The following is a 24828-nucleotide window of genomic DNA, read 5'->3' as shown; positions in this document are numbered from 1 at the left end:
ATCGTCACCACCGAATACGTGGACGGCCAGCCGCAGAAGGTGCGTGCGAAATTCCGCGCCTATGGTTCGTATGACGAAGCCTGTAACGACTACGCGCGACTGCTGACCAACAACCCGCGTTACGCGGGCGTGGTGGCGGCATCGAATGCCGACGACGCCGCGCATGGCCTGCAGCGCGCGGGCTATGCCACCGACCCGGCTTACGGCGAGAAGCTGGTCCGCATCATGAAGAAAGTATCCACCTGAGCGTGGATGGGGTTTGAAACGCCCCTCTCCCGCCACGCGGGGGAGGGGAGCAAGACAACTGGAAACCGTGGTAGCGCGACCGTTCTGCGGCCGCGCTATTGGCCGTTCTGCAAAGGATTTCCGAGAGAGCGATCACTCACAACCATGTGCCATTCGAGATGCTTGCGGCGCTAAAGTCGCGCCACGTTTGCGCCGTTATCCAACACATCCATTGCCGTCGGCTGTGTGCCGCAGGCTAGCCATTCGATCCGGAGTCAGGCAAACATGTCTCTGTTTAATATCGGTCTTTCGGGCCTTAACGTTGCGCAGAACGGGCTTACCACGGTCGGCCATAACTTCAGCAACGCGGCCACCGCAGGTTACTCGCGCCAGAACACGATCATCGCATCGGCCGGCGGCCTGAATACGAGCTCGGGCTTCTATGGCCAGGGTTCCAACACGGTGAGCGTGCAGCGCGTGTACGACAGCTTCCTGACCGGACAACTGCGCGGTGCTACGTCGGCCAGTTCCGACCTGTCGACATACTCTGACCAGATTTCGCAGATCGACAACCTGCTGGCCGACCAGAAGGGCGGCCTGGCCCCGCTGATGCAGAAGTTCTTCGCGGCCGTGCAGTCGGTGTCGGACACGCCTGCAGACCCGGCCACGCGCCAGGGCATGATCTCCGCCGCGCAGGCGCTGGCGGGACAGATCAAGTCGTCGAGCGACTACTTCAAGCAGATGCAGAGTGGCATCAACACGCAGCTGACGTCGTCGGTGACACAGGTCAACGACTACACGAAGCAGATTGCCAACCTGAACCAGGAAATCACGCGCATGACCGCCGCCTCCGGCGGCCAGCCGCCCAACGACCTGCTCGACCAGCGCGACCAGGCCGTGTCCAAGCTGACCGAACTGGTGGGCGCCAAGGTGGTGGTGCAGGATGGCGGTACATACAACGTGTTCGTCGGCAACGGCCAGCCGCTGGTGATGGGCTCCGATTCCTACGACATCAAGGCCGTGCCGTCGTCGGCCGACCCGAGCCGTACCACGATTGCCTACACGCTGCCCAATGGCAACGTAGTGGAATCGGAAGAAGGCGCTGTGACCGGTGGTTCGATCGGCGGCCTGATGCGCTTCCGCAGTGAGACGCTCGATGGCGCGCAGAACGCGATTGGCCGCCTGTCGCTGGCCATCGGCCAGACCTTCAACGACCAGCACAAGCTCGGCATCGACCTGAACGGCGCAATTGGTACCGATGTGTTCTCGCTCGGTTCGCCGACGGTCTACTCCAACGCCAAGAACACGTCGGGCGCCATCGCCACGGCAGCCATCACCAACGCCAGCGCGCTGACCACCAGCGACTACTCGCTGAAGTATGACGGTACCAACTACACGCTGACGCGCAAGTCCGACAACTCCGTGGTGGCTACCCAGGCAGGCGCCACGGCAACCTACCCGTTGTCGATGTCGGCCGATGGCTTCTCGATCAATGTCAACGTGGCGATGAACGCGAACGAATCGTTCGAGATCCAGCCCACGCGCAACGCCGCGGCAGGCTTTGGCTCGCTGATCACGGACCCCGCCAAGATCGCGGCAGCTTCGCCGGCGCGTGTCGACGCCAGCACGCAGAACACCGGTACCGCCAAAGCGTCGCTGAGCGGTGTGACCGCGGGCTTCTCGCTGCTGACCGGCAGCCTGACGGCCAAGTACGACAGCACGACCTCGACCTACGTGTTCTCCGACGCCACCGGCACCGCGCTGGCACCCCAGCCCACGGCGACCGCCACGGCCAGCGGCGTGGACTACACGATCAATGGCATGACGTTCAGCTTCAGCGGCACGCCGAAGAATGGCGACACGTTCACGCTGTCCAATAACTCGGGCTCGGTTGCCGATAACGGCAACATGCTCGCGCTGGCCAAGCTGCAGACCGCCAAGACCATCAACGGCACGTCGAGCTTCAACGATGCCTACGCGCAGCTGGTCAACGACGTGGGCAGCAAGGCGAAGTCGACCGACATCGCGTCGACGTCGCAGGACAGCATCACAAACCAGATCTATACGGCACAGCAGTCGGTGTCGGGCGTGAACATGGACGAGGAAACCGTGAACCTGCTCAAGTTCCAGCAGCTGTACCAGGCCAACGCCAAGGTTATCCAGACGGCCAGTTCGATTTTCGACACGCTGATCAACATTGGCTGATTGCCGCCGATAAGCAAGCAGTAAGCCGCCAGCCAGCCGTCAACTGACAGAAACACCGGAAAAGAAGGAATCACGCCATGCGCGTTGCAACCTCCACCCTGTATCACCAGGGCTTGTCCTCGATGAACAACCAGCAGTCCAGCCTGCTGCATGTGCAGCAGCAACTGGGCACGGGCCGCCGTGTGCTGACCCCTTCGGACGACCCCGTGGCCGCCACGCGCGCACTGGGCGTGTCGCAGGCCACCGCAGTGAACGGCCAGTACACCGCATCGCGCAAGCAGGCTACCGCATCGCTGGGCCTGACCGAAAACACGCTGTCGACGGTGACCACCACCGTGCAGAACATTCAGACGCTGCTGGTGAACGCCGGTAACGGCACGCTGAGCGACAACGACCGCGCATCGCTGGCCACCGCGCTGCAAGGCCAGTACGATCAGTTGCTGGGCCTCGCCAACGCCGACGACGGCAACGGCAACTACCTGTTCGCAGGCCTGAAGACCGGCTCGGCACCGTTCGTGACCGACGCGGCTGGCAACACCGTGTACCAGGGCGACACCGGCCACCAGATGCTGCAGGTCGACGTGGCACGCCAGATGGAATCCGGCAACACCGGCGCCGAAGTCTTCCAGACCGTGACCAACAATTCCGGCTACGTGGTCAAGGGCAACAGCAACAACCAGGGCACGGGTACCTTCGGCACGGTTTCGGTGACCGACCCGACCGACCCGCTCTACGGCCATTCGCTGCGCGTAACGTTCCAGACCGATGTCACGACCGGCGCCAAGCAGTACGTGGTGGCCGACATGACGAACGGAGGCGCAGCCGTTGGCGCGCCCGTCAACTACACCGACGGTGCTGCCATCAGCATCGGCGGAGTCTCGTTTTCGATCAAGGGTACGCCGGCCGACGGCGACTCGTTCTCCGCCGATCCGGCACAACAGGCTGGCGCCGACATGTTCGCCAACCTCAAGAGCGTGATCGACGCGCTGAAGCAACCGATCAATACCGGCGTTTCGCAGGACACGGTTTCGGCCAACCTGAAGAACGTGATCGCCACGGGCATCCGCCAGTTCAGCAACTCGCTGGACAACGTGCTGACCGTCCGCTCGTCGGTAGGCTCGCGCATGGATGAAATCGACTCGCTGGATACCATCGGCGCGAACCGCGACCTGACCAACACCCAGACGCTGTCAGGCCTGCAGGACCTTGACTACGCCTCGGCCATTACCGAGTACTACCAGCGCCAGACTGCACTGCAAGGTGCACAGCAGTCGTTCATGCAGATCCAGGGAATGAACCTGTTCCAGTATTTGCGGTGATGGAGGAGTAGTTCGGGTCGATTTTGTGTGTGAGATGGAAACAAAGTCTGTGAAGTTGTTTCCAAGAGTATGCAAAGTTCGTTAGACCTACCCGGTAACCCGCGTCGGATAAGGACTTTGCATACTTCAGCCAACCTTTTCCTTTGCGAAGGGAGGTTGGCGACGCCGGCATATCAGCACGAACTCCTGTTTGTTGCCTTGGGCCAATTTTTAGGTCTGCTTGCCGACTCCCCGTCCCAAATATAGGACATTTCGTCTGATGTTGCGCTTGCTTTCCTCGGCTCTCCTTTAAGTAGCGGCTTGCTTGGCTTTCGCTAAGGTCCCGCCCGCGCCAAGAGGAAGAGGACAGTAGGGTTAGCTTCGGCTAGTAGCTCTGCATCTGTCTCCCAGCCATACAACCGATGCAACCCGAGCGCGATCGCACACGACCGAGAGTATCCTCCCTCGCAATGCACCACCACGGTCGCCACTTCGCCGGGTAGCGCCTCGACGAACTTCCGAATCCTCTCCACATGCTCCGGCCGAAAAGCGTCCACCAGCTTCTCTCTTGCTCGCGCCGATAGCTCAGGGTTCATGAAGTCGACGTCCGCGAAACTCAGCCGCAGAACCTGTCTGAATCCATCCAAACTAGCCAACGGCCTCCCGGGCGCGGTTACCGAGATAACCGCCAGCGACCCCAGTCGTGGCAACTTCTCAGCGACACTCCGCGACATCGCCAGGACCTGCCTCGTTCCGTCCCTCGGCGGCTTGTACAGCTTGTCGATTGCATCCGTCAGTTGAAGCGGCACGGCAGCATCTCCCTGGTCGCCCGCTCAAGCCTGCAGCAGCACAGCCAATCTTCCAATGAGCCAATCCAGCTCATCCTCGGAACACCAGCCCTTCTGCGACACAGAGATCCGCACTCTTTTGAGCGTCTCCTCCCGCGACTGCTCTGGACGCTCGTCCTCATCCTTCTGCGCCACCCGCACTAACTGCCGCGCCAAATCCTCGCAAACATCCCAACGCTCGTACCGCTCTTCTTCTGTCTGACCGGCGACGTATCGCCCATCAACCTCCCGAACTGCGATCTTTGGCTGCACGCCAGTCACCACGGCCGGCATCGCGACACGCGGGAAGTCTTCCGGCACGTCATTGGGGTTCATTGTTCGTCTCATGTTTCTTTCCTCGCGGCTTGCTCGCGCGCTGGCGAGGTTCTGCATCCCTGGTCATCATCAATGGATTGACGGTCGCGACTGGTCCAATCGTGCCGAACCACTCTTGCCGGCCGAGCGCGCGAACGACGCAGACGAGTGTGTGCAATGAGGAGCCGTTACCCAACTCGAGATTCCGCAATGCTCGCGTGCTGACACCTGCGCGCTCTGCCAGGACGGCTTGCTCCAGATTGCGATTGATACGAAGTCGCCTGAGACTCGAGCCAATCTCGTATTCAAGCTCTTCGGGGGTGTACGAGCGAGCGGGGTCTATGCGCGCCATGCCGCTGCCTCTTGGCGCAAAAATATCTCTGCAATTACCGGTGCATTTCTGCCCCTGCAAGCCTGCTCGACCCGAATAAAGGCAACGTCTTGCCGGTTGAACCTTGAGGGGAGGGCGGCTCGATTCGGCATGTTCGTCCGCGTTACTCAGGCTTGTGGGTGGCGTGGTACTTCGCCATGGCTCTGAGCGCAGCCACGAAATACGTCTTCCCCGTCGCCGTGACATCGGCAATTGCGCAGGTCACTTCGTCGCGAATGACGGTGAAGCTTGCCCCATGCGTCTGTGCATACTCGAGTACTGCCAGTCGGCTTGTCGAGTCGCAAGGCGTCAGCTGAACATGGGCATTGTTCATCGAATAGACGCGCAGACTGCCTCTGTCGGCATCGTACGCAGCAAAAGCCTTCGTCGGGTCGCCAATGATTTCGAGGCCATCTGTTATGCACAGTTGGTACATCAGTTCCAGCTCGGTCATCTGGTCGATGGTTTTGCCGAAGCTGTACCTCTTATGGGTAGTCGCGGCTCCCTCAGGCCACTCTTCTAGCAGAGCGGCCAAGCCTTTTCGTATGTGTTCCATTTCCATCTCGGGTCTCCGCAGACCGATGTGCCATTTCAGCTCAGCGCCGGCGCTAGAAGGACCGGTCGCCAAGATTCGTCAATAGTGCGATTTTAGAGTATCCAAATTTAACACTATTGAGCATTTGGCGGCAAGCTACCGGGTTCACTACCCGTCACGCTGGCAATGAGAACTTCCATTCCTGAGGAGGAGTACGCCCTTTTGCTCAACGCTCTTCGGGCGGAACGCGAGTCGAGAGCAATAACGCAGGTTGAGCTTGCGGCCCGGATGGGAGTCGATCAGAACTTCATCAGCAAATGCGAGCTGGGAGGGCGCCGACTCGATGTGCTGGAGTTCCGGAAGTGGTGTATGGCGCTTGGTACGACGATAGTCGACGTCCTGGCGCGGGTCGAAGTGCAGCTTTCTGAGTTCGAAGCCGCAATGGAGACCACCCGGCGCGTCCAGAAGAAGCTTGCCCGCAAGCCAAAGTCGGTCAAGTAGCGCCGTTCTTACGAGCTGGTAGCTCCAAGGGCAATTTCTCGATATACGTCCCCCGCCGGCAAAAGGCGCCAGCTAGCCCAGAGTTTTCACCCCCCTCAAGCCGTGCCCCGCTGGGAGTCGTGCAGCTCATGTCGAATTCATGGGTCTTCCGCGCGCCTACACTTCTAAGCAGGCCATTCGCCTGCGCGAACTGCGCGCCCGCAGCTTCGCAATCCTCGCCCAGATAGCTGCTTCAGCGCGCCCTCGGCACCTCGCCAAGTGGAGAGCCGCGATCTCACGCGGATGCGCTGTCACGCAGTCGGGCCGCCGCATCCAGTCTGCTTCCGATGAACTACGCTTTCCCTGTCTACGACGTCTTCAATTACCTCACGCTCCGTGAAGACATATCTTTGGATTCTTACGCCTTCGTTTTCGACAAGGCGAAGGGCCAATATCGCAGTAACTTTCTGTACGTGTCAGAAGCCAACGATCTGACAACTGAGTTCAAGCGCAAAGCGGTGTACGAGTATGGTCGCTACCTTCGATATTCCCTCGCCATCGGTTGCGAGGGGCGAGATTGGCACGACGTGCTTGCCAAGATGGTCGGAGTCGACCGAAACGCAGGCGCTGAGCTGAGCGCGGAAACGCCGTTCCGCGAACTTCTGCATCCGAAGATGTCCTCTGCCACGCTTGGGCCGAAGACTGCCCTCAGGCTCCTTGGTGAGTTCGATACGTGGGATGCGCGTGCCAAAGAATTCGCTGACGCAGAGTTCTACCTCGCATTCTGGTGGCTGCGTTGCTGCTTTGGTCACGCCGCGGATGGCGGGGCGGTTCAAATGAACTGGGTAGAAGCCTGAGAGGCGATGGGCGTTGCAATGGTGGAGCACGCAGTCTCCTGTCGCGACCGCGGAGCCGTCGATAATCGCACGCTTTCACAGATATTCTTCCAGCGGTCGGCGCGAGGAAAACTTCCTTCCCAGCGGCGCAATTTCCGACCGACGGTTTCTGCGGCGAGGATTCCCTCACCTTACGATCCACTTTCGCGTCAGTCATCTACTCCATTTCGACCTATACCCTCTGCAGCCCAATCGGAGCTGCGTGAGCGCATCACCTGGAGCGCTCACCATCTAGGTTCTATGCAGGAGTGGAAATGTACGTTTATAGGGTATTGCGAGGCCTGAAGTTGCTGGAGAAAAAGCCAGACCCGTTCACCTACGAGGTCGACCCGGTGACGGCCAAGGACAGGTCAAACGTCGAGCTCATCACGAGCCTTGATATGTCGCACCGAACCTATCCGAATCTCCGGCCTGAGTATCTTTGCGATGCGTTGTACACGTACGAGCAACGCTTCGAATACAAGCTCTTTTATGGCGATTTTCTCGAGTGGGACGCCGCGCTTGCCCGGCTCGTCGGCTATGACGAAGAGAACGAGGACAACAATGCCCCGGGTGGGCCGTTCTACGAGATTCTTCATCGAAGCTTTGGATGCTCTCCCATCGGTCCGGCAGTGGCGCAGAAGCTGATTGCAGATTTCGATGCCTGGGAGGATCGCGCTCGCAAGTTCGAGGACGAACCTCTTTTCTATCTGACCTTCTGGTGGGCGCGATGCGCGTTTGGGCATGTCCTGCATGACGGCTTGCTGTATCGCCACGTCGACTGGCAAATCCCGTAACGCTACTGGCATCTCTCGAGCGCAGCGACCTGCTGCGCTCACTTCCTATCTCGCCGGCGTGCCAAATCATGATGTCGCCGCGAACCTACACTCATAGACAGGCTCGATGCCTGGGCGAGCCAGCACTTCGCGTGGCTCGCAATCCAACAACGCAAAACAAATGAACGATTTCGGAAACGGTGTGCATGCCGTGGTGCAATTCAACCTCTTCGGGAATTTCTGGCGCAAGCCGGAGATGCCGGAAGGACTGCCACCTTACGTTGGCGCATTGACATGCCCCGTGGCCACATCCGACCTGGCTAACCTGCCAGAGGATTTCTCGCCCGCTACCCTGACTTTTGGAAGCCTGCAGCTCGGCGACCATCCCATCCTCGAGATGACATTCTCGGTTGGCGAGCTGAAGCTGCGCTGGCTTGCGGATGCGAGGGACCGCGAGGTTTGGGAAGACCTCCACATGTGGAAGGAAGGGAAGTATTTGCCTGTTGTGATTGGCGTTGAGCAAGGCGGAGCATGGGCGTATCGATTCTATGCTCCCGAGATTCCCGACCTTCCGCCGACTCCTGACGGGCTGGTCAACTACCGGAATGTCGGCGTCGTGCCAGAACCGTGGGATAGCATGGTGGAGTATGTAAAGCGCCATCCAGAGGCATATCCAATGATGTCGAATCGCGTCCCTTCGTTGCCAACGCCAGAAGGAGCCAAGAGGCTCAAGGTCGTGCTCAGTCCAAAGGAGTTTTGAGTCAAACGAATAGAGATTTCGACGATGCAATGTCTGCCCGTGGCAGGCAGGTCGGAACGACTTGCTGCGGTGCTGCCAGATACGTGCTTGTAGCGATGACGATATGGCCGGGCGCCTTCCGATTCATCTCGGCCTCTATATATATGCAACCCTTGGACGACTGTAGTGGAGTCCGTTTCCGCCATCCACTCTGGCGGTATGATGGAGCTGACTTCTTCTGCGGCCAGCGCGCCCTCCCGGGTACATGGGCTATTCCGAATGGAGGATGAAGTTCGGTAGCGCACGCCCTGTCTGGACCTGTGCTGCCAGAATGTTACGCTTCAGGTGCGACGTTCATCGAAACTGAAAGACATGCGGCTAGCTGATTTCATTTTGCGGGACATGGGACGCATCCTGAGAGAGTGGGAGTCGTTCGCCAGCACGCTCCTTCCCGCTGCGGAAAATATGACTCCGCTCGCACTTCGTGATCACGCCCCGCAGATTCTGCAGGCCATTGCCAAGGATTTGGCGACCCCGCAAACACGGCATGAGCAGCGCGAAAAGTCTCTCGGGCGGGCTCCCACGCCGCCTGGTGCGCCGGAGACAGCAGCCCAAACGCACGCCCTCATGCGCGCGCGCCGGGGTTTTAACATCAATCAGATGGTGGCGGAGTACCGGGCTTTACGTGCAAGTGTGTTGCGTCTCTGGATAGACGACTTCCAACTAATCGCTGCAGACCTGGACGATCTGATGCGATTCAACGAAGCGATTGATCAGGCGGTGGCAGAGTCGGTCGATTTCTTCGAGGCCGAGATAGAGGAATCTCGCAACCTGCTGCTCGGAATGTTGGGCCACGACCTGCGTGGCCCTCTGCAAACCATTCAGATGACCGCCGCATATCTCACAATGCTAAACGTTGGGGTAGACATCTCCGAAGCCGCCGACCGGCTCGAGCGAAGCACTGCCAGCATGAATGCCCTTCTCGATGATTTGAACGACTTTAACCGGGCAAAACTTGGCTTGGGCATCGACATCGCACCGGATGATACGGACCTCACTCGCGTGATCGGCGACGGTGTTGACCAATTGAGAGGTGCCCATCCGGACCATCTGATTGAGTTGGAGATAACTGGCAATCTGGTGGGCGTTTGGGATGGCTGTCGCCTTCGACAACTGTTGTCCAATCTGGTAATCAATGCGCTGCGGTATGGGTCTGCAGACCAACCTGTTTGTGTTGCTGTATCGGGTAACGGAGCAGATGTTGAACTGACCGTTACCAACAGCGGCCCGGCCATTGACCCCGTAACGCTGACGCGGATATTTGATCCGCTGAGTCGCGGTCCACGGCAAGAGGATGATAAAACCGGGGGCATTGGGCTCGGACTCTACATTGCCAGCGAAATTGCGAGAGCACATGAAGGGAAAATTCAGGCGTTCTCCGACGAACACCAAACCGTTTTCAAAGTGAGCCTTCCGCGAGACCGGAGAGCCGGCTAATAGAGCTGGAACAATCGGCAAGCTTGCACTACTGACGCAAAATGGCCGCTTTGCGGCCATTCGCATTCACTGCACTGATGACCGCTGCGGGGCGGGGTCCACCTGCCGGTTGGCCGCCGAAATGGCCAGCAGTCTCTGAACCACCGAGGCTGCGACCTTTGCGCCAACGCTGCCACAAGTGCCGATAGGCGTCGCTATACTCAGGATGCATTCGGCATCGACCTCCTACCTGGACGCCCACGACCTTGCCGCTATCCTCAAGGTCACCACCGCCACAATCCTCCGGCGCATCCGGAGCCAGCCTCAAACCTTGCCACCGCCCGCCCATCTTGGGTCTCGCTTTCCGCTCCGATGGCGTCGAGCTGATGTTGACGCGTGGCTCATCGAGGTAGTTGTCTCATGAGGGCGAGGCCGCGCATACCTCCACCGCCACGAAACGCACCTCGAATTCCTGCCTTAGGATTCTGCCATTTGTATCTTGGAACTCTCTGAATCCAGGTGATTCCGGTTGACGTCTTCCTCGCCTTGAGGGGCAAGGGTTCCTGCCGCCAGACCCGCACGCCCGCGGGCGAGGATGTTTTGGCAGCATAGTTCCAGACGAAGTTTGCCTCCCGCGCCTGGGCGTTCAGCCAGGCACGGTGCTTGTCCTTCAGTCGGCATCGCAGTGTGAGAATCATACTCACGTATAGCGATGCCGAAAGCCGCACTGGATGCGCTATCCTCCCCCGTCATGAAGGGCGGGGCCTGTCGCACACTCGGTCATGTTAGATGCAGGAGTTTTGGCGCTATACGGGATTGCAGATGGCAGACATCCACGACGGTGCTCCGCACCACAGGGACTCCATCTGCCGCGTTTGACTAGAGCGCGCAATCCTTGTCACAATTTCAGCAGGACATTAGAGATGGACACGAACTTCATTACGGGCTTTGGCCCGAACGCTGTGCGGGTAGGGCAATTGCATGCTCTGGATTCGGTCGGAGCAAGGTTCAAGCAAGCGCGAGGCCTGCCTGGCAGCCTTCCTGTGCTGACGTGCCCCATCCGGCAGAAGGACCGGCACCTGTTCGGCTCGTCATATGAACGCACCAATGTCGGCTTCGGGAGTATCGACCTCGAGGATGGGAGCAAGCTGCAGAGCATCCGCTTCCAGATGGGGGATTTGCAGTTCTACTGGTTGGCCGACATGGTCGACCCGGTGATGTGGGCGGCTATTGACGCGTGGCGGACGGTGGGGCGTTTTCCGTTCATGTTTTACATGGAGAACGGCAAAACTTGGGACGCGACACTAGGCGTCGTCAATGCACCGCACGGACCACTGCGCAATGAAGTGTTCCGGCGTGGCGCGAACGTCGTTCCTAGCGCAAGCACAACGGGCCAGCTCCTCAGCTTGGTTGCCAGCGGAAAATTGCAGACGGAAGCTACCAGCGATATTTCTGGCGTGCCGCTGCGCCATGTATTTGTGAACGCGCTTGTGACGGAATGGGCGAAGGATGTCGTCCACCAAGTCGCGAAGGCGAGCATCGAAGAAGGGACATACGCTTAAAAGCATCTTCAATGCGCGGCCTTCAAGGACGCGCATTCTTTTTTAGGGACGCTCTGCAGCAAGGCCATTAGGCAGGGGGGCAGCGATGGCGCGGGGGTGTCTCAGAGCTTCGCGCGCCGGTGGGATTGCATTACCGCCGACTGCCCAGGAAGGCAAGCCAGTCCGACGCGTAAGCGCATTGCGTCGGTTCGGGGTCTTCGTCGATAACTGGACACGTCGAGAACTCAATGCGCTTGCGGAAGTACGTCGCTGCTGGCTCAGGGATCTCCGAAAGGCGGACGTACCTGGTGTCTCCCGACTGATGAATTGGGACGCTCGGCACTTGAGGTCGCGGCGGCAACTCTTCGGTTCCAGTCAATCCTACTGCTAATGCACGGGCCACCAGGTCAAATACGGACGCTGCGAATCGAGGGTAAGCGTGTAGGGTCCTTTCCTGCCCATCAGCGAAAGGCGGTTCGCTGAGGCGGACGACATAGTCGGACACTGCGCTACGGTCGAGCCTACGTATGTAGGCCGTAGCAACCTTCCTTCCAGAGCCAATGTCGGCTGGGCCAACTACTTCCACGGTGACTTTGAGCATAGATGGGCGTCGCTACAGCGACTCTCCTGCGTGACAGCGGGAGCGCAGTGTATGGCGTTCGCAACGTCGGTTGCAAAAATATTCACGTAATCGGCACAACCCTGCCGGTTGTAGATGGTGGCAGCCCAAAGAGGGCATTGAGCGTTGCCGCGACGATTGCCGGTCCACATAATCTCTCCGTCATGAAGGGGAGACGAGCATGCATGTGGTGAAGTATTGGCAGTCAGGGGCACGCGGCGCGCATCTGGGGATGACGCTGTGGCCGTGACGCAAGCAGAGACATCGTCGGTCCAACCGCTACAGGTTCTCTATCTCGACTTCGATGGCGTTTTGCACCCTGACTCCGCGTACCGAACGAGGAGCGGCATCGAGCTGCTGCATCATCCAGGTCACAGCCTGTTTGAGCATGTACCCCTGCTGGACGAGATGCTAGCTCCCTATCCAGACGTGAAGATTGTGCTATCCACCTCCTGGCTGCTCATCAAGGGCGGGTACGATCATGCCGAGGCGAGACTTTCGCCGACACTGCAGGAGCGCTGCATTGGTGGAACCTTCCATCGACGGGAAATGCGCAAAGCTTGGTTCCAGAGCAAGTCGCGGCCAGAGCAGGTTCTGCTTGATGTTCATCGTCGGAATCCGGTGGCGTGGGTTGCGGTCGACGACTGCCCTGAGGGGTGGCCAGATTGGACATCCGACCACGTTGTTCGCACGAACTCCATCTTCGGCATCGCAGCAAGCGCTGTACTCCAAGAACTCAAAACGAAACTGCAGCGCGAGTTTGGCGAATAACGCTCCTTCTGTGTGTTGTCCCGCCTCTGTTGTCTTCCCCAGTCGCGCAGCAAGAGCGCACCGGAACGTGCAAGGAAGCTATCCAGGCAACTGAGCCGCATTCCGGTTTGCCACTTCCCGTACTTCGCCTTGCTCAGCATGGACCGCAATTGCCCTGGCTCGTAGATGTGCGCCGATTCCCTCGCGAACTATCTGGCGGCACATTGCTAGAAAAGGCTTCTCCTTGGCCAGATAGAGCGTTTCAATCTCATTGATGATGCGTCGCAGAGTCCGTCTCGCCCCTGTGTTCTGTGGATCTACTACAAGCAACTTTGCCGCACGATTTACTTCGTAAATCCTCCATCGAAGCGCGATCTGCGTAGCTTCTCGCTTCCGAACGAGTGCCTCGCGCTGCAGCCCGTAAACCTCTATGGAGGCTGCACCCTTCTGATCAGGTCCCCCTGGGGTGTGCTTTGCGCGAATTGTTCCCTTGCGCCCGAACTCCAAGTGTCTCCCGGGCTCATCGCGACAAGGATCCAACAACAGCCTTTGCTCTTGCTGTTCAATGTCGATGGTACGGTCCAGGGGGCGGGCGGTCCCGTGAACCAACGGAAAGTAGTTGCTCTTGCCGCTGACGGCGTCGGCTTCATCAGGAAACGCTTGCGTTCGAGGGCGATTGCAGTCGATACAAGACGGTAGCAAGTTTGTCCATTCCGCTGCGAGCCAGTAGTACCCAGGTTTAATGACCGGTGCCCTTTTTACCCGTTTGAAGGTGGTCGGATGCAACTCGACAACAGCAGACTTCGGTCGAAAGTGCTCCACATCCAGTGGGGCTCCGCCGTAATCCATCTCACAGTAGGCGCACTTTTCGTTGAACAGCTTGTTCAAGGCTGCCTTGACCGACTTGTGTTGATAGGCCTTGTATCCGTCAAAGGCAACTTCCTTACTTTCCGGGTCGGAATAATGCGAAATCGACTCTGCCAATTCAACGGCAGCTAGCTTGACCAAGTCTGCCGGTGCCGCAATAGTCCTTGGTACTTTAATCATTGGAGACGTCCGGTTCTGATGCCTGTAAGAGAGAGAACAGCTCACTTTCCAGGTCCTCAGGAAGTTGTGCGGGATCAATAGCTTCCAGAGACGCTTCCGCACTTGCCAAGTATGAATCAATCGTCCGAAGTAACACCTGTTCTCTTGGGCTGTCGCCGACGAGGCGCAAGTTGCATACTTCTGGTTCGAGGAGCTTAATTCGCTCGAGTTCGTTCTCGGTCGGATCGGTCTTCGAAATTAACTCGTAATACTCGTCCAACACCTTGGCGAATTTAGGATCAATAGTGCTCCGGAGGCCAAAGTGGGGCGAAGAAAGAAGCTGATCGACGAGCAAGCCCCGAATGGGCGGAAGACTATCTACTAGATGCACCCTGTGTTTGCTGTCCTTCATGAGAACAGCGACTTCATCATTCTCCAATCCACGCAGGCAGAGCGGTTCATGGGTAGTCGCGATGAACTGCACCCTGGGGAAGGCAGTCTTGAGAGCGTCAACAAGTCGCATCCGCCAAGTTGGATGCAGGTGGTTGCCGATTTCGTCGATCAGCACAATGCCTTCAGCATATTCCATCGGTAGCCCAGGTGCCAATAGAACGGACATGATGTCACAGCCGATGCCAATGATGGTCTGGTATCCGTCAGACAATGTTGCGACATCTTGCTGGAAGTTCTCATTTACCAGAAAGACGGATTTTCCCTTTCTTGAGAAGTGCGTTTCGTCAGGAAGATCCAACAATGCTCGCAGGGTTCTCCCCGCTCGCTCGAACTGCAATGGGGGGAGCGACACCAGCCACGCAATAGCGTCGCCAAGAGGTGCAAACGGATCGAAAAGGTTCAATAGTCGTGAGTATGGCTCTTCGGCGGGCGGTTGATGGACCTTATTTGGAGGTAGTCGAGTCGAACCGAAGCCCAAGAGATAGAGCTTGGGAGCTGACGCATTAGTTTCGATTCTCTCGGCGTTCGCATTGATCTTCATGGAGAGTTCTTGGCCATCGGAAAGCTTGAGAGCAATCTCGCCGACGCGGCCTTTCGCCGACGTCCTACGAGGAAGCAGTGCTTCCGCAAACTCGCCCAGAGCGTTCCAACGGCTCTCTCCCGCAAGAACGAACGCAATCGCCTTGAGCACGGTACTCTTACCGACTCCGTTTTCGCCTAGCAGAACGGTCCACGGCGCCCCGGCCGACTCAGTGGACGCGACCTGGATTTCGGTTCGCTCATGAATACCTACGTTAATAAGCCTAATGGATTCGATATACCGCGTTCGTGCGAGAGCCCTGCGGGCTCTAATCGGATCTGCAAGACTAAGGTCGCGGAATTCCTTGTTCTCGATTTCTTGTTCCCGTTCCGCTGCTTTTTTCACCAAAGCTGAATCAACTTTCTGTGCGTGATCGCGTGTCATTTGGCGACGCAACGCTGCGAACTCTTTTGAGCTATCTAAGGAACTGGGTGAAACCTCCTCATTTTCTGCAAGTCCGTACAATTCAAGCAGCTCGAAATCGTGAGCTTCTTTCATACGTCGCTGGACTAATTCATCGCGGTTTAGATTGAATACTTGTATAGTTATACGACCCTTTTCTGATACCCCGATTACATGCCCGTTTGGATGAAAAAGTAGGTGCTCGTCGGGATCATCTCTACAGGGGTCAACAAGGAACGATTTTTCGGCATCAAGTGCCTGTCCTCGCGTTCCAGGCCTGGCACGCTTGCCTTCGATAGGGAATCGGCTGCCCTTTGCTCGATTGCAATGGACGCAACATGCGTACATGTTATCCCACTCATACGCCAGCCACCAATACGCATCGACCGTGACATGGCCGTCAATACCGATCGCACCCGAAGTCGGACGGAAACGGTCGAGAAATGGCGTTCCTCTTTTCTCAGAAAAAATATAACTTTCGCAGTAAGCGCATTTGTCTTTGAAAAGATCGTGTAAGTGGGATTGAAGTTCTGGTTGAGCAAACTGAAGCCCGAAGTTGAAACGTTTTTGTTTTCGATTAATCTCCTTCACCTCAAAAAATGCGGCGGCGGCTTTGAATCTTTCCGTAGCATCGCCACTGTCTAATGGCCAAGGTGATGGGACTGTAGATCGGTCAATCTTAATCATTTATTATCTTAACCTTATTTTAAAATTTTTCGAAAGTTGAGCAGTGGATTCGACTACGTGTTGTGAAGCCTGGCAGCGCTTCGGTAAGTTCTATCCTGAATGCACAGCACACTTTACCTTCAATGAGCCTATTCCCGCAGCCGTAAGTACGTACCAAGGCGTCCGGTATGTAGTGCTTAAAGTGAAGGGCGATTACACCGTAGCCTCTCCCAGATAGGATCCTCGCGCCCCCCATTCGTGGGGGTTTATGCTTTGATAGGCGAATCGACAACTGCCTCGGTATATTATCCAGCCCGGCGGGATTGTATTCATCAGTGGCGTATTGACTTGGCCGCATTAGAATCGGATTTATGAATTTTTCAAAAGTCACAATCAAGAATTTTGGGCCGTTTTTTGATGCTGAGTACCGCTTCACTCCTGGAGTGGTTAACTGGGTAGTCGGTGCGAGTGCTACGGGAAAAACCGAGCTCGCAGGTGCTATGGTAGCGGCTATCGTTGGTAGGCCGGCTATAGTAATCAACGAGGGTGGCACTGGACCATCCCAAGTGGAATTGGTCGTGGAGGATGGAAGTCGGGTTGAGGATATTAGGCTCTCCGTTTCCCAGGATGAAAATCGCAAGGTCGTGGTTTCAAAGACTCCTCCTCCTCTGTCTATTGAGATAATGGCGGAATTGTCGGCTCCAGAAGGACAGGAGCTTATCATTGCTGGTCGAAAGACTAACATGACGCCTTCTCGTCTATCGGACGTCGAGCCATTTATTCCAGATTCAATACTCAGAGACCCGCTGTGGCTCCAATTCCGTGAGTGTGGAATTTTTGAAAGAGTCAATACTGGTTCGGGGGGGCAGCGCGCTGCACTGGAACTAGTCAAGCAGTTCGTAGCTCGTCGGCGCGCACGCTTGAAATTGCCGATGCTGATCGACGATTGGACGTGGCGTTGGCCCGAGAACTATGTACCACTGTTGACCCGTCTTCTTGATGTGATGGCAGGGGAGACGCAGGTAATAGTCTTCGCGACACATGTCGACAATCTAAGGCGGGAGCGGCATCATGTCGTGTCTCTCCCCGCAACATCACCTCAGCGAATTACCTCGCTGGCACGATACGAATCACATTTTGAAATTCGTCGACCGAATCTAAAGGCACGCCCAAAAGACCACTGGGTACAGTGGGCTACATTCCCGCGCCAGGAAGATCGCACATGCGAACTAAAGGAAGTCAAGGGAGGGAACCCCCTGGGCTCGATTAAGGGTGTTGTCGACCAGTATGCAGTCGCCTTCATGAACGCGGGACACGAACAAGAAGGAGCCATTTTTTGGGGAATACGCGACCACGATCGAGCAATTGTTGGCGTGGAATTGAATCCACAGGAGTGTGACGAACTGAGGCGCATCGTCACTGAACGTCTGCATCAAATTGTTCCTCCGATTGCCCCGTCAGCGTACCGCATTTATCTTCACCAAGTAAGTAATGGACGTGCGATAGTCGAGGACCTCTACGTTGTGGAGGTTAGAATTCCTGCGACGAGACGTACGCTGCTGTTCGCCACAGGCGGTCAAGAGGTGTACGTCAAGACCGATGGCGGTAAGAGAAGACTTTCAATTCTTGAGTTGCAGCAGGAACTAGTCAGACGGTTAGGTGTGGATCCGGATTTCGGACCCTAGACAGTTCGATTTTGTCGAAATATAGCTGATCGGCGAATGGGAGTGAAGCGCACGTAGCGACGTGCTACGCTAGCTTCCGTGGGCAGATTGGAAAGAGTCCGCTGTTCGCATAACTACCAACAGGAAGTCGACGGAGAATATGTATGGCAACGTATAAACAGTTACTTGCTCAGAAGGAAGCTCTGGACGCTCAAATCTCGGAAGTCCGGGCGACTGAACTGGCAAACGTTATTGGCCAAATCCGCGCTCTGATGGAGCAATACGGCCTCTCTGTGGAGGACATTCAAGGTAAGCGACGTCGAGGTCGACCGGCTGGCAGCGGATCCGTGAAGGCTGCCAAGGAGCCGTTGCCTCCGAAGTATTTCGATCCGAAGACTGGTAAGACGTGGTCGGGTCGCGGAAGGGCACCAGCATGGCTGGGAAAGAACCCGAACAGATTTCTTATTGCAGAATAGTCGGCTTGTAGTTGGCCTCTTGCGTTCGGGGCGCTAGCACCTATGCTTCCACGCCTGCGGCGCACGAAGTTCGAATCGAGCATCGTTGGGTTGTCGCCGGCGGGCACGCCATGTCCTGCCGAGCGACTTAAGTAGCGAGTTGGGAGATTGCTTTCAACGGCATTTGATCTCTGGGCGGATGGCTCGGCTGTCTCGTCAGCCGCTATTCTCAAGTGCGGCGCCACTCCCAAATTCAGTTTGGAGTTTGGTACGAGCAAGTTCTTGAGCTGCTGTGAGATACAAGCCAAAGATACTGGGGGCGATCGAGAAGGGCGTGCTGCCATCAGGATTCTGCTTGGTAACGGCTTGTCGCCATTGCTCAACCCTTCGACTTATTGCAAACATTTTCGTAACGTCGTCTTCAATGTCTTCGACAGTGAGACTGAGCATTGCGTTGTATCCTTCGTGCGCCATTTTGTTTCGACGCTTGCGAACGTCGACCAAGGAATCAACTTCCTCTTGACTCAGAATACTAGCCTTTACGACAGTGGGTACGCAAAATTTGAAAGTCTTGTCTGCTGTCTCGCATGCTTTTTTGAAGGCGGGAAGGGAGAGCGGGTCGTTCGTCAGAAGGTAGCCTTGCATCTGAGCTCGAAACGTCAGGACCATTGATTCGAAGGCGACCGTGTACAGCCCGATAGCGACCAAGCTTTGTCCAACGGTGTTGACAAGGGTTTCAGTCATGGCGGATTAGTTAGTCACCTTGTCTCAGTCCTCAGGAAGACACTCGGAAGAACACCGAGGCCTGCGCCGCTACGAAGCAGTTCACATTCGGGACAATAGTAAGCCTCGGTTGCGCCCACCCCATGGATCGTCATATTGATTGGGTGCACGTCCATCTTGAATGCGTCCATCTTGCCCGGGACCACAACCCTAAATGGCCTGCCTGGAGTCAACGGATTACCATTGTGGTCCGAGGCACTCCAAGTTATCGGAAATGCCCCTTCGCTTCCGGCCCAAGGTGTTCCAGGTTTCTTGACGATCTCGATCAGACCGTCGCCTTCCTTTCGGTCATTGTCTGAGAAGTCATTCAGGGTCATTCTGACGGTAACCCCAACGTCCTGGCCTCCGAACTGGTGAGTCGCTGTGAATACCGCTGGCTTGTCAGAGCACCCTGCCAGGCCAAAAATTAAGGTGGTTGCAAGGAGAAGCTTGCGCATTCAATCTCCACGGGTTGCAGATGTGTTCTCCAGCGGTAGACGCTGGCATACCTCCTGTCGACAGTAATCCGACGAACTTTAGGGTTCGACGTGTCCGGCCTTCGGTCGATCTTTATTGTTGCGGGGCAAAGCAAGCTGCCGCTGCAGTATCAACGCCGGGCCAGTCGTAGCAGGCAAGAGACCGCTAATGGAAAGCCATAGCGCGTTGGGCGGGCTGGCGTTGTCACTGTTGCTTTGGCGCACTTTTCCGCCCGGGCGTTGCCGGGGGAGTACTGATGAGGTTACGCTGATTTGTACTCTCAGGAGATCACGACATGTCGGCGAGTCATGAATGGAAAGAGATGCATCTCACACCGGAGGGCTGGGTTCCGGGCAGTGAAAAGTGGGATTTTGGCCCTGTAGAGCACCGACCGGTCCCTCCGGACGCCGTGCTCACCATCTGCCGCACCGAACACGTATCGTCGTCGTTCTCGCCGCTGGAACGTACTTTTGAGGAAACGAAGCTGAGTGCAGATGAAGCGCTTATCGAGTCGCTGCGCCTGAAATTTGGCGCCTCACCGTTCGCGAGCTAGCTCGGACAGGAGGTGCGGCTGGCGCCGTAGTCTCCCCCAACTGACGGTAAGAAATTACCCCTACTAATTGCGCGGATTGACCCCAGGTGTTGTAAACTCGCGCCCGGTCCGCTAAAGTTGAGAAACGGTGTGACTGGATACCAGCTGGCGGGGCTCCTTAGAGCTTCACCAGGATCGGCCAAGCGCGCTTGCCGTACGCCTTAGCGTACAGCCGCTTGCCGCCCTTGACGGTGATATACGCCACGAACTTGACCGTATAGCCGTCAGGGATGGGGAAGTTGAATTTCAACTGTTCCATTTCAATACCTCCTTTCCCGGGGTTGCCGCATGCGTCAACATGCGGATCCGGCTCGGATTGGGGAATGTGTATCCAATCGCACCAAAGTGGTCCGCCACGGCCCTAACAACCTTCCTCCTGCAAGAGATCATGGTTGTTAGGGCCTTTCTTTTGCCCCGCCGGCGGCGGTTTTACCGGGGGGCTTCGCTTCTTCTCTTCATCGCTCCACCCTTCTCGGCTGTTAAGCTAGGTCAGCGTTAGATTCGTCTTCGGGGTTGCTCAGCATCTCCGGCTCTTCCTCTGCCTCGCCCGTCTGGCCACCTGCAACATACGACGTGGTGTACACGCCCTTTTTATCCGGGTACTGGAAGATGCTGCCCTTGCTGGACATACGATAGAGGCGCGCGTTGAGCTTATTGCGCTTCTCGATTTCGCCGTTTTTGCGGAAAAGGGCAACCAGGATCTGATCTAGGGATGCGATGCCCCCGAGGTCGTCGATGAGCTCTATGATCAGGAAATCGCGCTTGTCGGCTTCGCTGATGCTCAGCTGCTGCATCAGCTCTTCAGGAAGGTCGCGCAGGTCGTCGGGGGTAAGGCGGAGGGATGCTTCGAGATTGGCTGGGGCAGCCGTAGCGGCCTCCAGTGCCTCAAAGTCCGCAGCCATCTGCCGGAACATGGCCGCCCGGGAGAGGTAGGACTGTGCGCGCTTTTCGTCACCTTTCGCGGTTGCGCGTGCAGCTTGCTGCTCCTGGTGCGCGACCTGATCCTTTACGAAGGGGATGTAAGCTTGTATACTTTTGGCCGTCGACACGGGCTTCTCCAAGTTCGTGTTGCATAGAAGCAGGGCCAGCCTCAGCTGGTTAAAAGTGCCTGCCACTGTAGTCCGTAGTTCTTGAAACCCCCGCTCTGCTGTCCAAGGCCCGCGGGGGTTTCGTCATTTCAGGCACATTGTACCCGTTTTTTCTCGGTGCGCAAGCCGTCACGTGAGTTCCGCGAGAGTTTGGCGTGAGAGTGTTTAGTAGAACTTCTACTGAAACGATCGAGCGAAACGTTAGCAAGTTGTTTAGCAGATCGCTTAGCAACTTATAAATGATTTAAGGATCACATCAAGCGATATCGATACACCACGATATCGGCTGAACAGCGAGATGGTGGTACGAACCAAGGTACGGGCCGAACGAGTTTCCGAAGAGTTGCCCGAAACGTTACAAGCATGTTCCGTCGGATTCAGCGCTCGCGACTTTTTCGCATTTTCTCGACGGCAACATGCGACGCAACTCTACTTGGTTGTTTAAGACTAAGTTTGCGGAGTGCGTCGGTCGCCTCGCGTGTCCCAGGTTTGCGAAGTTGAGCTGATATTAACAACGTTTAATACAGTGTTAATAACGATTCAGTTCGCTAGGGTGGAACGTCGGCCTTTGTAGGTGAACGTCCTGGCCGCCTAGGGCAGGTCGGTTGCGCATTAACGTGCGCGTCCCCTGTGGCAGCACTTCCTCGATGACCTCGAAGAGCTCGGACTTGATGATGAGTGCTTTCACGCTGTGTTCGCCATAGCGTGCCTTGCGATTTGCAAATGCGTCAGGCTCCATACTGTGCGCAATACCCGCCGCGTAAGACAGGTCGGTCCACCCATCGGCACGCTGCGGCGTGGCAGCGATTTCGCCGAGAAGCTCAATCATCCGGCTGCTCTGTAGGAAACCCAGTTCCAGCGTCGCAATACCTTCGCGCGATTGCCAAAAGTCAGCAACTGTCCTCATCATCTCAGTCACTGTGCCGTGCATCGACCTGAGGCGTTCGCGCATTGCGAGGATCTTGTCTCGTTGTGCGTCCAACTGAGAAGAGACCTCTTCCATCGCGGATGCAGAGCCAGGATTCCACCGGTCCAGGAAATGATGAGCAAGGTCGTTGCGCTCATCCGTTAATGCCTCGAGCTCTGCCTCCAGTGTTTCCTTATCAGCAGGCTCGAGTCGGATGCTTGTGCTGATCCATATCTGCGTAGGGTCAGATGGGCCAGCGTTTGATTTGTCTTCCTCTGGCGCAAAAAGCTCTTTGCGCAACTGGCGCTGCAATTCACCCATCGACGTGGTGGTAAGGCGAGCCTGCCGCTTAGCAAGCCGAATTGGAGCATCTGCGATGGTGCCCTCAATCCTAGCGCAGCTGAGGATGGCCTTCAGTATGTGCTCCAGCTCTTGATTCAGCAGCAGGTTTCTTCCGACCTTTCGCAGGACCTGGTCTAGGAGTGATTGCTGTGCGGGTTGCATTGCGTCTTCCATACGTGTCGCTCACTAGCGCAATGGCTTGCCGACCCAGGTATGCCAATCGAACGAGTAGATATGCCCAGCCGGATCTCGCATCTTCCGACCGGACTCCCTGAGAAGTACTTGCCACCGTCTTGGAGGTAAAAGGGGTGCGAGCAAATTGAGCAGCGCGCGGAATAGGCCAGACGAAGTACGCGGACGGGACTGCGGTCCACCATCAATTCCTTGGCTGCCTCAAGTTGGACACCATGTTCTTGCCGATGGCGGTAACAGCGACAGAAAACTCCAGCTTTCGACAAACCACTACGTTCAACGGAGATGATTGAGTAGCCATTTCACTCTCTGCCACCATTTTGGCGATACCGGCTTCGTCAATATGGGCAGGTCTCCGGTACTGTCTGGGGGCGCATTGAGGTGCTCATTGCCTATTGGCGGTACTGTCCTGATGGACTCACAATACTTTACTTCCTTATTTTGGAAGTTCTCCCGCCAAACGTCGATGGCTGCGGGAAGTCGACGCCTGTCTTGTTGGACGTTTGTAAAGTACCGGACCAGCTCTCCATCGATGTATGCAATCCACATGCGACCAGCGTCGTCGAGCATGACAATGCTCTCCATGATGGTGTACAAGCCAGCCACGCCGCCACGAATCACACGGACTAGTTCATCGTCGGGAGATAGCTCCTCCGACATGTCCGCAGTGCATTCCCTAAGCGTGTTGATATTCTCTCCAACCAGACAATAAAGCCTAGCAAGTTCTAGTTCATTGATATATCCACGCTCGAACCACGGCTCAGGCTCCCATCGGAACTCGCCGCCGAAGTGCGCGCGCATCCCTCCCCAATAGGAACATCGGGCTACCTCTTCGATTGAAATCGTTCTAACACCCTGCCGCCAGCCGCGTCGAAAGACGAGCTCACCGTCAGGCTTCCCGGGGCCATTTGGCAGCCGACAGTAAGCGAGATCGGTAGAGAGGATGCGAGCGTACGACCTGATCCGGCCATGATGAGCGCCATTGAACACGTCAAGCTCAAAAAGAAATCCGCTGGGCCCTACCTCTCGAATAAAAACCCGGCTCCTCGCCGTGGGTGCAGGGTCGAAACTCCACCATCCCCACCACAATGACGCATCCGGACCTTTGGGCAGATTGTGGGCTAGACCGGTGCTCAAGGTACCCCGCAAGCACGCTTCGAGCCGCCCCTGCAGCGAGCCGCGTGCCTCAGCGGGTGCCTCATCGTCGCGCATCTCGTAGACCACCGTTCTTCTTCCCCGCAAATCAAACGGCAGCTGGTCGGGGCCACCGTGAACGCCGTTCATCACAAGCACCACGTTGTCCCAGCCGAGCTCGGCCACGGCGTAGCCAAGCTCGATCAACACGTTTGGGTTGGGAGTGGGGCGACCTTGCCGGAGACTGCCGACAATACTCACGTCAGCCACAAAGATGTCGGCGGTGGCGATCTTGGCAAGAATGCTTTGAGCGATGTCGGGAGTTCCAACTAGATTCGCGGTGTCGCGGTCCAATACAGGCTCTACCCCAGCATCTTCATCACGAGCAATGGCCCGGATAGCGCGCTTAAGGCTGTCCTCAATCAAATTTCGATTGGAGCGCGCCGCTAAGTCCGACTGCCAGGAATAAAAAACGGTACGTTTCACGACTCTTCCAGGCCATAGTCCCCGGGTGTGACAGGGATGTTCAAATAGCCATCCGCAGCGAATTTGCGCTTGAGGACGAGTTGGCAGAGCCTTTCCCAGCTATTCCCATCAAACGGACCGTAGGGAGTCGTGAACACAGTAGACTCTCCCGCTATTGATCTGGGCCGCAGCGGAGAGCCATGAGGCTCACCCTCGTCCGGGGACGTGGTGGGAACCGATGCCGGCATGCATGGGTAATGGTTGTATGTTCGAGGCCCAAGTGATACTCCCGTGTCGCCGTCGCTGCAGAATTTGTCCTAAATGTCGCTATATCGGCTTTGAGCGCATTTTTCGGTATATGTAGCAATTTGTAAAGGCAACTCGCGTGCTGGGGCGGTGCAGATGGCGCGGAAGCTTGTGCGTGGGGGTTGTGGACCCGCCCTTGTCGAGCGGGTAGGTATGGAAATAGGTCGCGGAAGTTATGGTTTCTCAGTTGCTTTCATGCCCGCGCAGACCAATGCCCTCCCTATAGGGGGTATCGCACGGAGTTTGCTCCTCCGATGACCCACCGGACAACGTTGAGGAGTTTTCA

The 24828-nt window shown here is 56.8% G+C and carries 25 protein-coding genes; 13 read left to right on the top strand and 12 right to left on the bottom strand.

Translation table 11 applies throughout. The features are described 5' to 3' along the window. The 3 genes from ACO550_RS19945 to flgL form a co-directional block, all read left to right on the top strand. On the top strand, positions 1-246 hold a 246-nt coding region (locus ACO550_RS19945), incomplete at its 5' end, for a glucosaminidase domain-containing protein (protein ID WP_485994942.1). Between the two features lie 264 nt (positions 247-510). Next, a complete protein-coding gene (flgK, locus tag ACO550_RS19940; protein WP_315593690.1) occupies positions 511-2430 on the top strand; it encodes a flagellar hook-associated protein FlgK in 1920 nt (639 codons plus the stop codon). A gap of 77 nt (positions 2431-2507) precedes the next feature. After that, the gene (flgL, locus tag ACO550_RS19935; protein WP_315593689.1) at positions 2508-3749 is read left to right on the top strand and encodes a flagellar hook-associated protein FlgL; all 1242 of its coding nucleotides are present in this window, start codon (positions 2508-2510) and stop codon (positions 3747-3749) included. Positions 3750-4063: 314 nt separating this feature from the next. Here flgL and ACO550_RS19930 read toward each other — a convergent pair whose 3' ends face one another. The 4 genes from ACO550_RS19930 to ACO550_RS19915 form a co-directional block, all read right to left on the bottom strand. After that, positions 4064-4537 carry a hypothetical protein gene (locus ACO550_RS19930; RefSeq protein ID WP_315593688.1) on the bottom strand — a complete coding sequence of 158 codons (474 nt, stop codon included), beginning with the start codon at positions 4535-4537 and terminating at the stop codon, positions 4064-4066. A 24-nt stretch (positions 4538-4561) separates the two neighbouring features. After that, positions 4562-4891, bottom strand: a complete 330-nt coding sequence (locus ACO550_RS19925; protein WP_315593687.1) for a hypothetical protein — start codon at positions 4889-4891, stop codon at positions 4562-4564. Next, positions 4878-5222, bottom strand: a complete 345-nt coding sequence (locus tag ACO550_RS19920; protein WP_485994941.1) for a helix-turn-helix domain-containing protein — start codon at positions 5220-5222, stop codon at positions 4878-4880. The genes ACO550_RS19925 and ACO550_RS19920 overlap by 14 nt, the downstream gene beginning before the upstream one ends. Before the next feature lie 142 nt (positions 5223-5364). Beyond that, entirely contained in the window at positions 5365-5802 is a 438-nt protein-coding gene (locus ACO550_RS19915) for a hypothetical protein (RefSeq protein WP_315593686.1), read from the bottom strand. 159 nt (positions 5803-5961) lie between these two features. Between ACO550_RS19915 and ACO550_RS19910 the strand changes: the two genes are divergently transcribed. From ACO550_RS19910 to ACO550_RS19880, 7 genes are all read left to right on the top strand, one after another. Next, positions 5962-6276, top strand: coding sequence for a helix-turn-helix domain-containing protein (locus ACO550_RS19910; protein ID WP_137925375.1), 315 nt, complete (start codon positions 5962-5964; stop codon positions 6274-6276). A gap of 326 nt (positions 6277-6602) precedes the next feature. Further along, entirely contained in the window at positions 6603-7112 is a 510-nt protein-coding gene (locus ACO550_RS19905; protein WP_315593685.1) for a hypothetical protein, read from the top strand. 326 nt (positions 7113-7438) lie between these two features. Next, entirely contained in the window at positions 7439-7927 is a 489-nt protein-coding gene (locus ACO550_RS19900; protein ID WP_315593684.1) for a hypothetical protein, read from the top strand. 160 nt (positions 7928-8087) lie between these two features. Further along, positions 8088-8666, top strand: coding sequence for a hypothetical protein (locus tag ACO550_RS19895; RefSeq protein WP_315593683.1), 579 nt, complete (start codon positions 8088-8090; stop codon positions 8664-8666). 351 nt (positions 8667-9017) lie between these two features. Next, the gene (locus ACO550_RS19890) at positions 9018-10142 is read left to right on the top strand and encodes an ATP-binding protein (protein WP_315593682.1); all 1125 of its coding nucleotides are present in this window, start codon (positions 9018-9020) and stop codon (positions 10140-10142) included. A gap of 902 nt (positions 10143-11044) precedes the next feature. Then, the gene (locus ACO550_RS19885) at positions 11045-11683 is read left to right on the top strand and encodes a hypothetical protein (protein ID WP_315593681.1); all 639 of its coding nucleotides are present in this window, start codon (positions 11045-11047) and stop codon (positions 11681-11683) included. A gap of 844 nt (positions 11684-12527) precedes the next feature. Then, positions 12528-13052, top strand: a complete 525-nt coding sequence (locus ACO550_RS19880; RefSeq protein WP_315593680.1) for an HAD domain-containing protein — start codon at positions 12528-12530, stop codon at positions 13050-13052. A 78-nt stretch (positions 13053-13130) separates the two neighbouring features. Here ACO550_RS19880 and ACO550_RS19875 read toward each other — a convergent pair whose 3' ends face one another. Further along, entirely contained in the window at positions 13131-14078 is a 948-nt protein-coding gene (locus tag ACO550_RS19875) for a hypothetical protein (protein ID WP_315593679.1), read from the bottom strand. After that, entirely contained in the window at positions 14071-16179 is a 2109-nt protein-coding gene (locus ACO550_RS19870; RefSeq protein WP_315593678.1) for an AAA family ATPase, read from the bottom strand. Before ACO550_RS19870 ends, ACO550_RS19875 begins: the two co-directional genes overlap by 8 nt. Before the next feature lie 350 nt (positions 16180-16529). Between ACO550_RS19870 and ACO550_RS19865 the strand changes: the two genes are divergently transcribed. Together ACO550_RS19865 and ACO550_RS19860 are read left to right on the top strand one after the other, a co-directional pair. Continuing rightward, positions 16530-17843, top strand: a complete 1314-nt coding sequence (locus ACO550_RS19865) for an RNA-binding domain-containing protein (RefSeq protein ID WP_315593677.1) — start codon at positions 16530-16532, stop codon at positions 17841-17843. 143 nt (positions 17844-17986) lie between these two features. Next, positions 17987-18298 (top strand): H-NS family nucleoid-associated regulatory protein, encoded by a 312-nt coding sequence (locus ACO550_RS19860; RefSeq protein WP_315593676.1) that lies wholly within the window; start codon positions 17987-17989, stop codon positions 18296-18298. A gap of 195 nt (positions 18299-18493) precedes the next feature. On the opposite strand, the gene ACO550_RS19855 is transcribed toward ACO550_RS19860, so the two are convergent. Beyond that, positions 18494-19021, bottom strand: a complete 528-nt coding sequence (locus ACO550_RS19855) for a hypothetical protein (protein WP_315593675.1) — start codon at positions 19019-19021, stop codon at positions 18494-18496. Positions 19022-19035: 14 nt separating this feature from the next. After that, positions 19036-19497 carry a lipoprotein gene (locus ACO550_RS19850; protein ID WP_315593674.1) on the bottom strand — a complete coding sequence of 154 codons (462 nt, stop codon included), beginning with the start codon at positions 19495-19497 and terminating at the stop codon, positions 19036-19038. Between the two features lie 314 nt (positions 19498-19811). Between ACO550_RS19850 and ACO550_RS19845 the strand changes: the two genes are divergently transcribed. Next, the gene (locus ACO550_RS19845; RefSeq protein WP_315593673.1) at positions 19812-20069 is read left to right on the top strand and encodes a translation initiation factor 1; all 258 of its coding nucleotides are present in this window, start codon (positions 19812-19814) and stop codon (positions 20067-20069) included. A gap of 157 nt (positions 20070-20226) precedes the next feature. Here ACO550_RS19845 and ACO550_RS19840 read toward each other — a convergent pair whose 3' ends face one another. From ACO550_RS19840 to ACO550_RS19825, 4 genes are all read right to left on the bottom strand, one after another. Next, the gene (locus ACO550_RS19840; RefSeq protein WP_164704919.1) at positions 20227-20367 is read right to left on the bottom strand and encodes a hypothetical protein; all 141 of its coding nucleotides are present in this window, start codon (positions 20365-20367) and stop codon (positions 20227-20229) included. 220 nt (positions 20368-20587) lie between these two features. Further along, positions 20588-21157, bottom strand: a complete 570-nt coding sequence (locus tag ACO550_RS19835; RefSeq protein ID WP_315593672.1) for a hypothetical protein — start codon at positions 21155-21157, stop codon at positions 20588-20590. A 568-nt stretch (positions 21158-21725) separates the two neighbouring features. After that, on the bottom strand, positions 21726-22607 hold the full coding sequence (locus ACO550_RS19830) for a hypothetical protein (RefSeq protein WP_315593671.1): 882 nt from the start codon (positions 22605-22607) through the stop codon (positions 21726-21728). Positions 22608-22913: 306 nt separating this feature from the next. Further along, on the bottom strand, positions 22914-24257 hold the full coding sequence (locus ACO550_RS19825) for a hypothetical protein (protein WP_315593670.1): 1344 nt from the start codon (positions 24255-24257) through the stop codon (positions 22914-22916). Between the last annotated feature and the right edge of the window lie 571 nt (positions 24258-24828).

The sequence above is a fragment of the Cupriavidus sp. genome (genome assembly GCF_057315035.1).
Note: the sequence above shows the minus strand (reverse complement) of the source record. Positions and strands in the feature narration are given on the sequence as shown.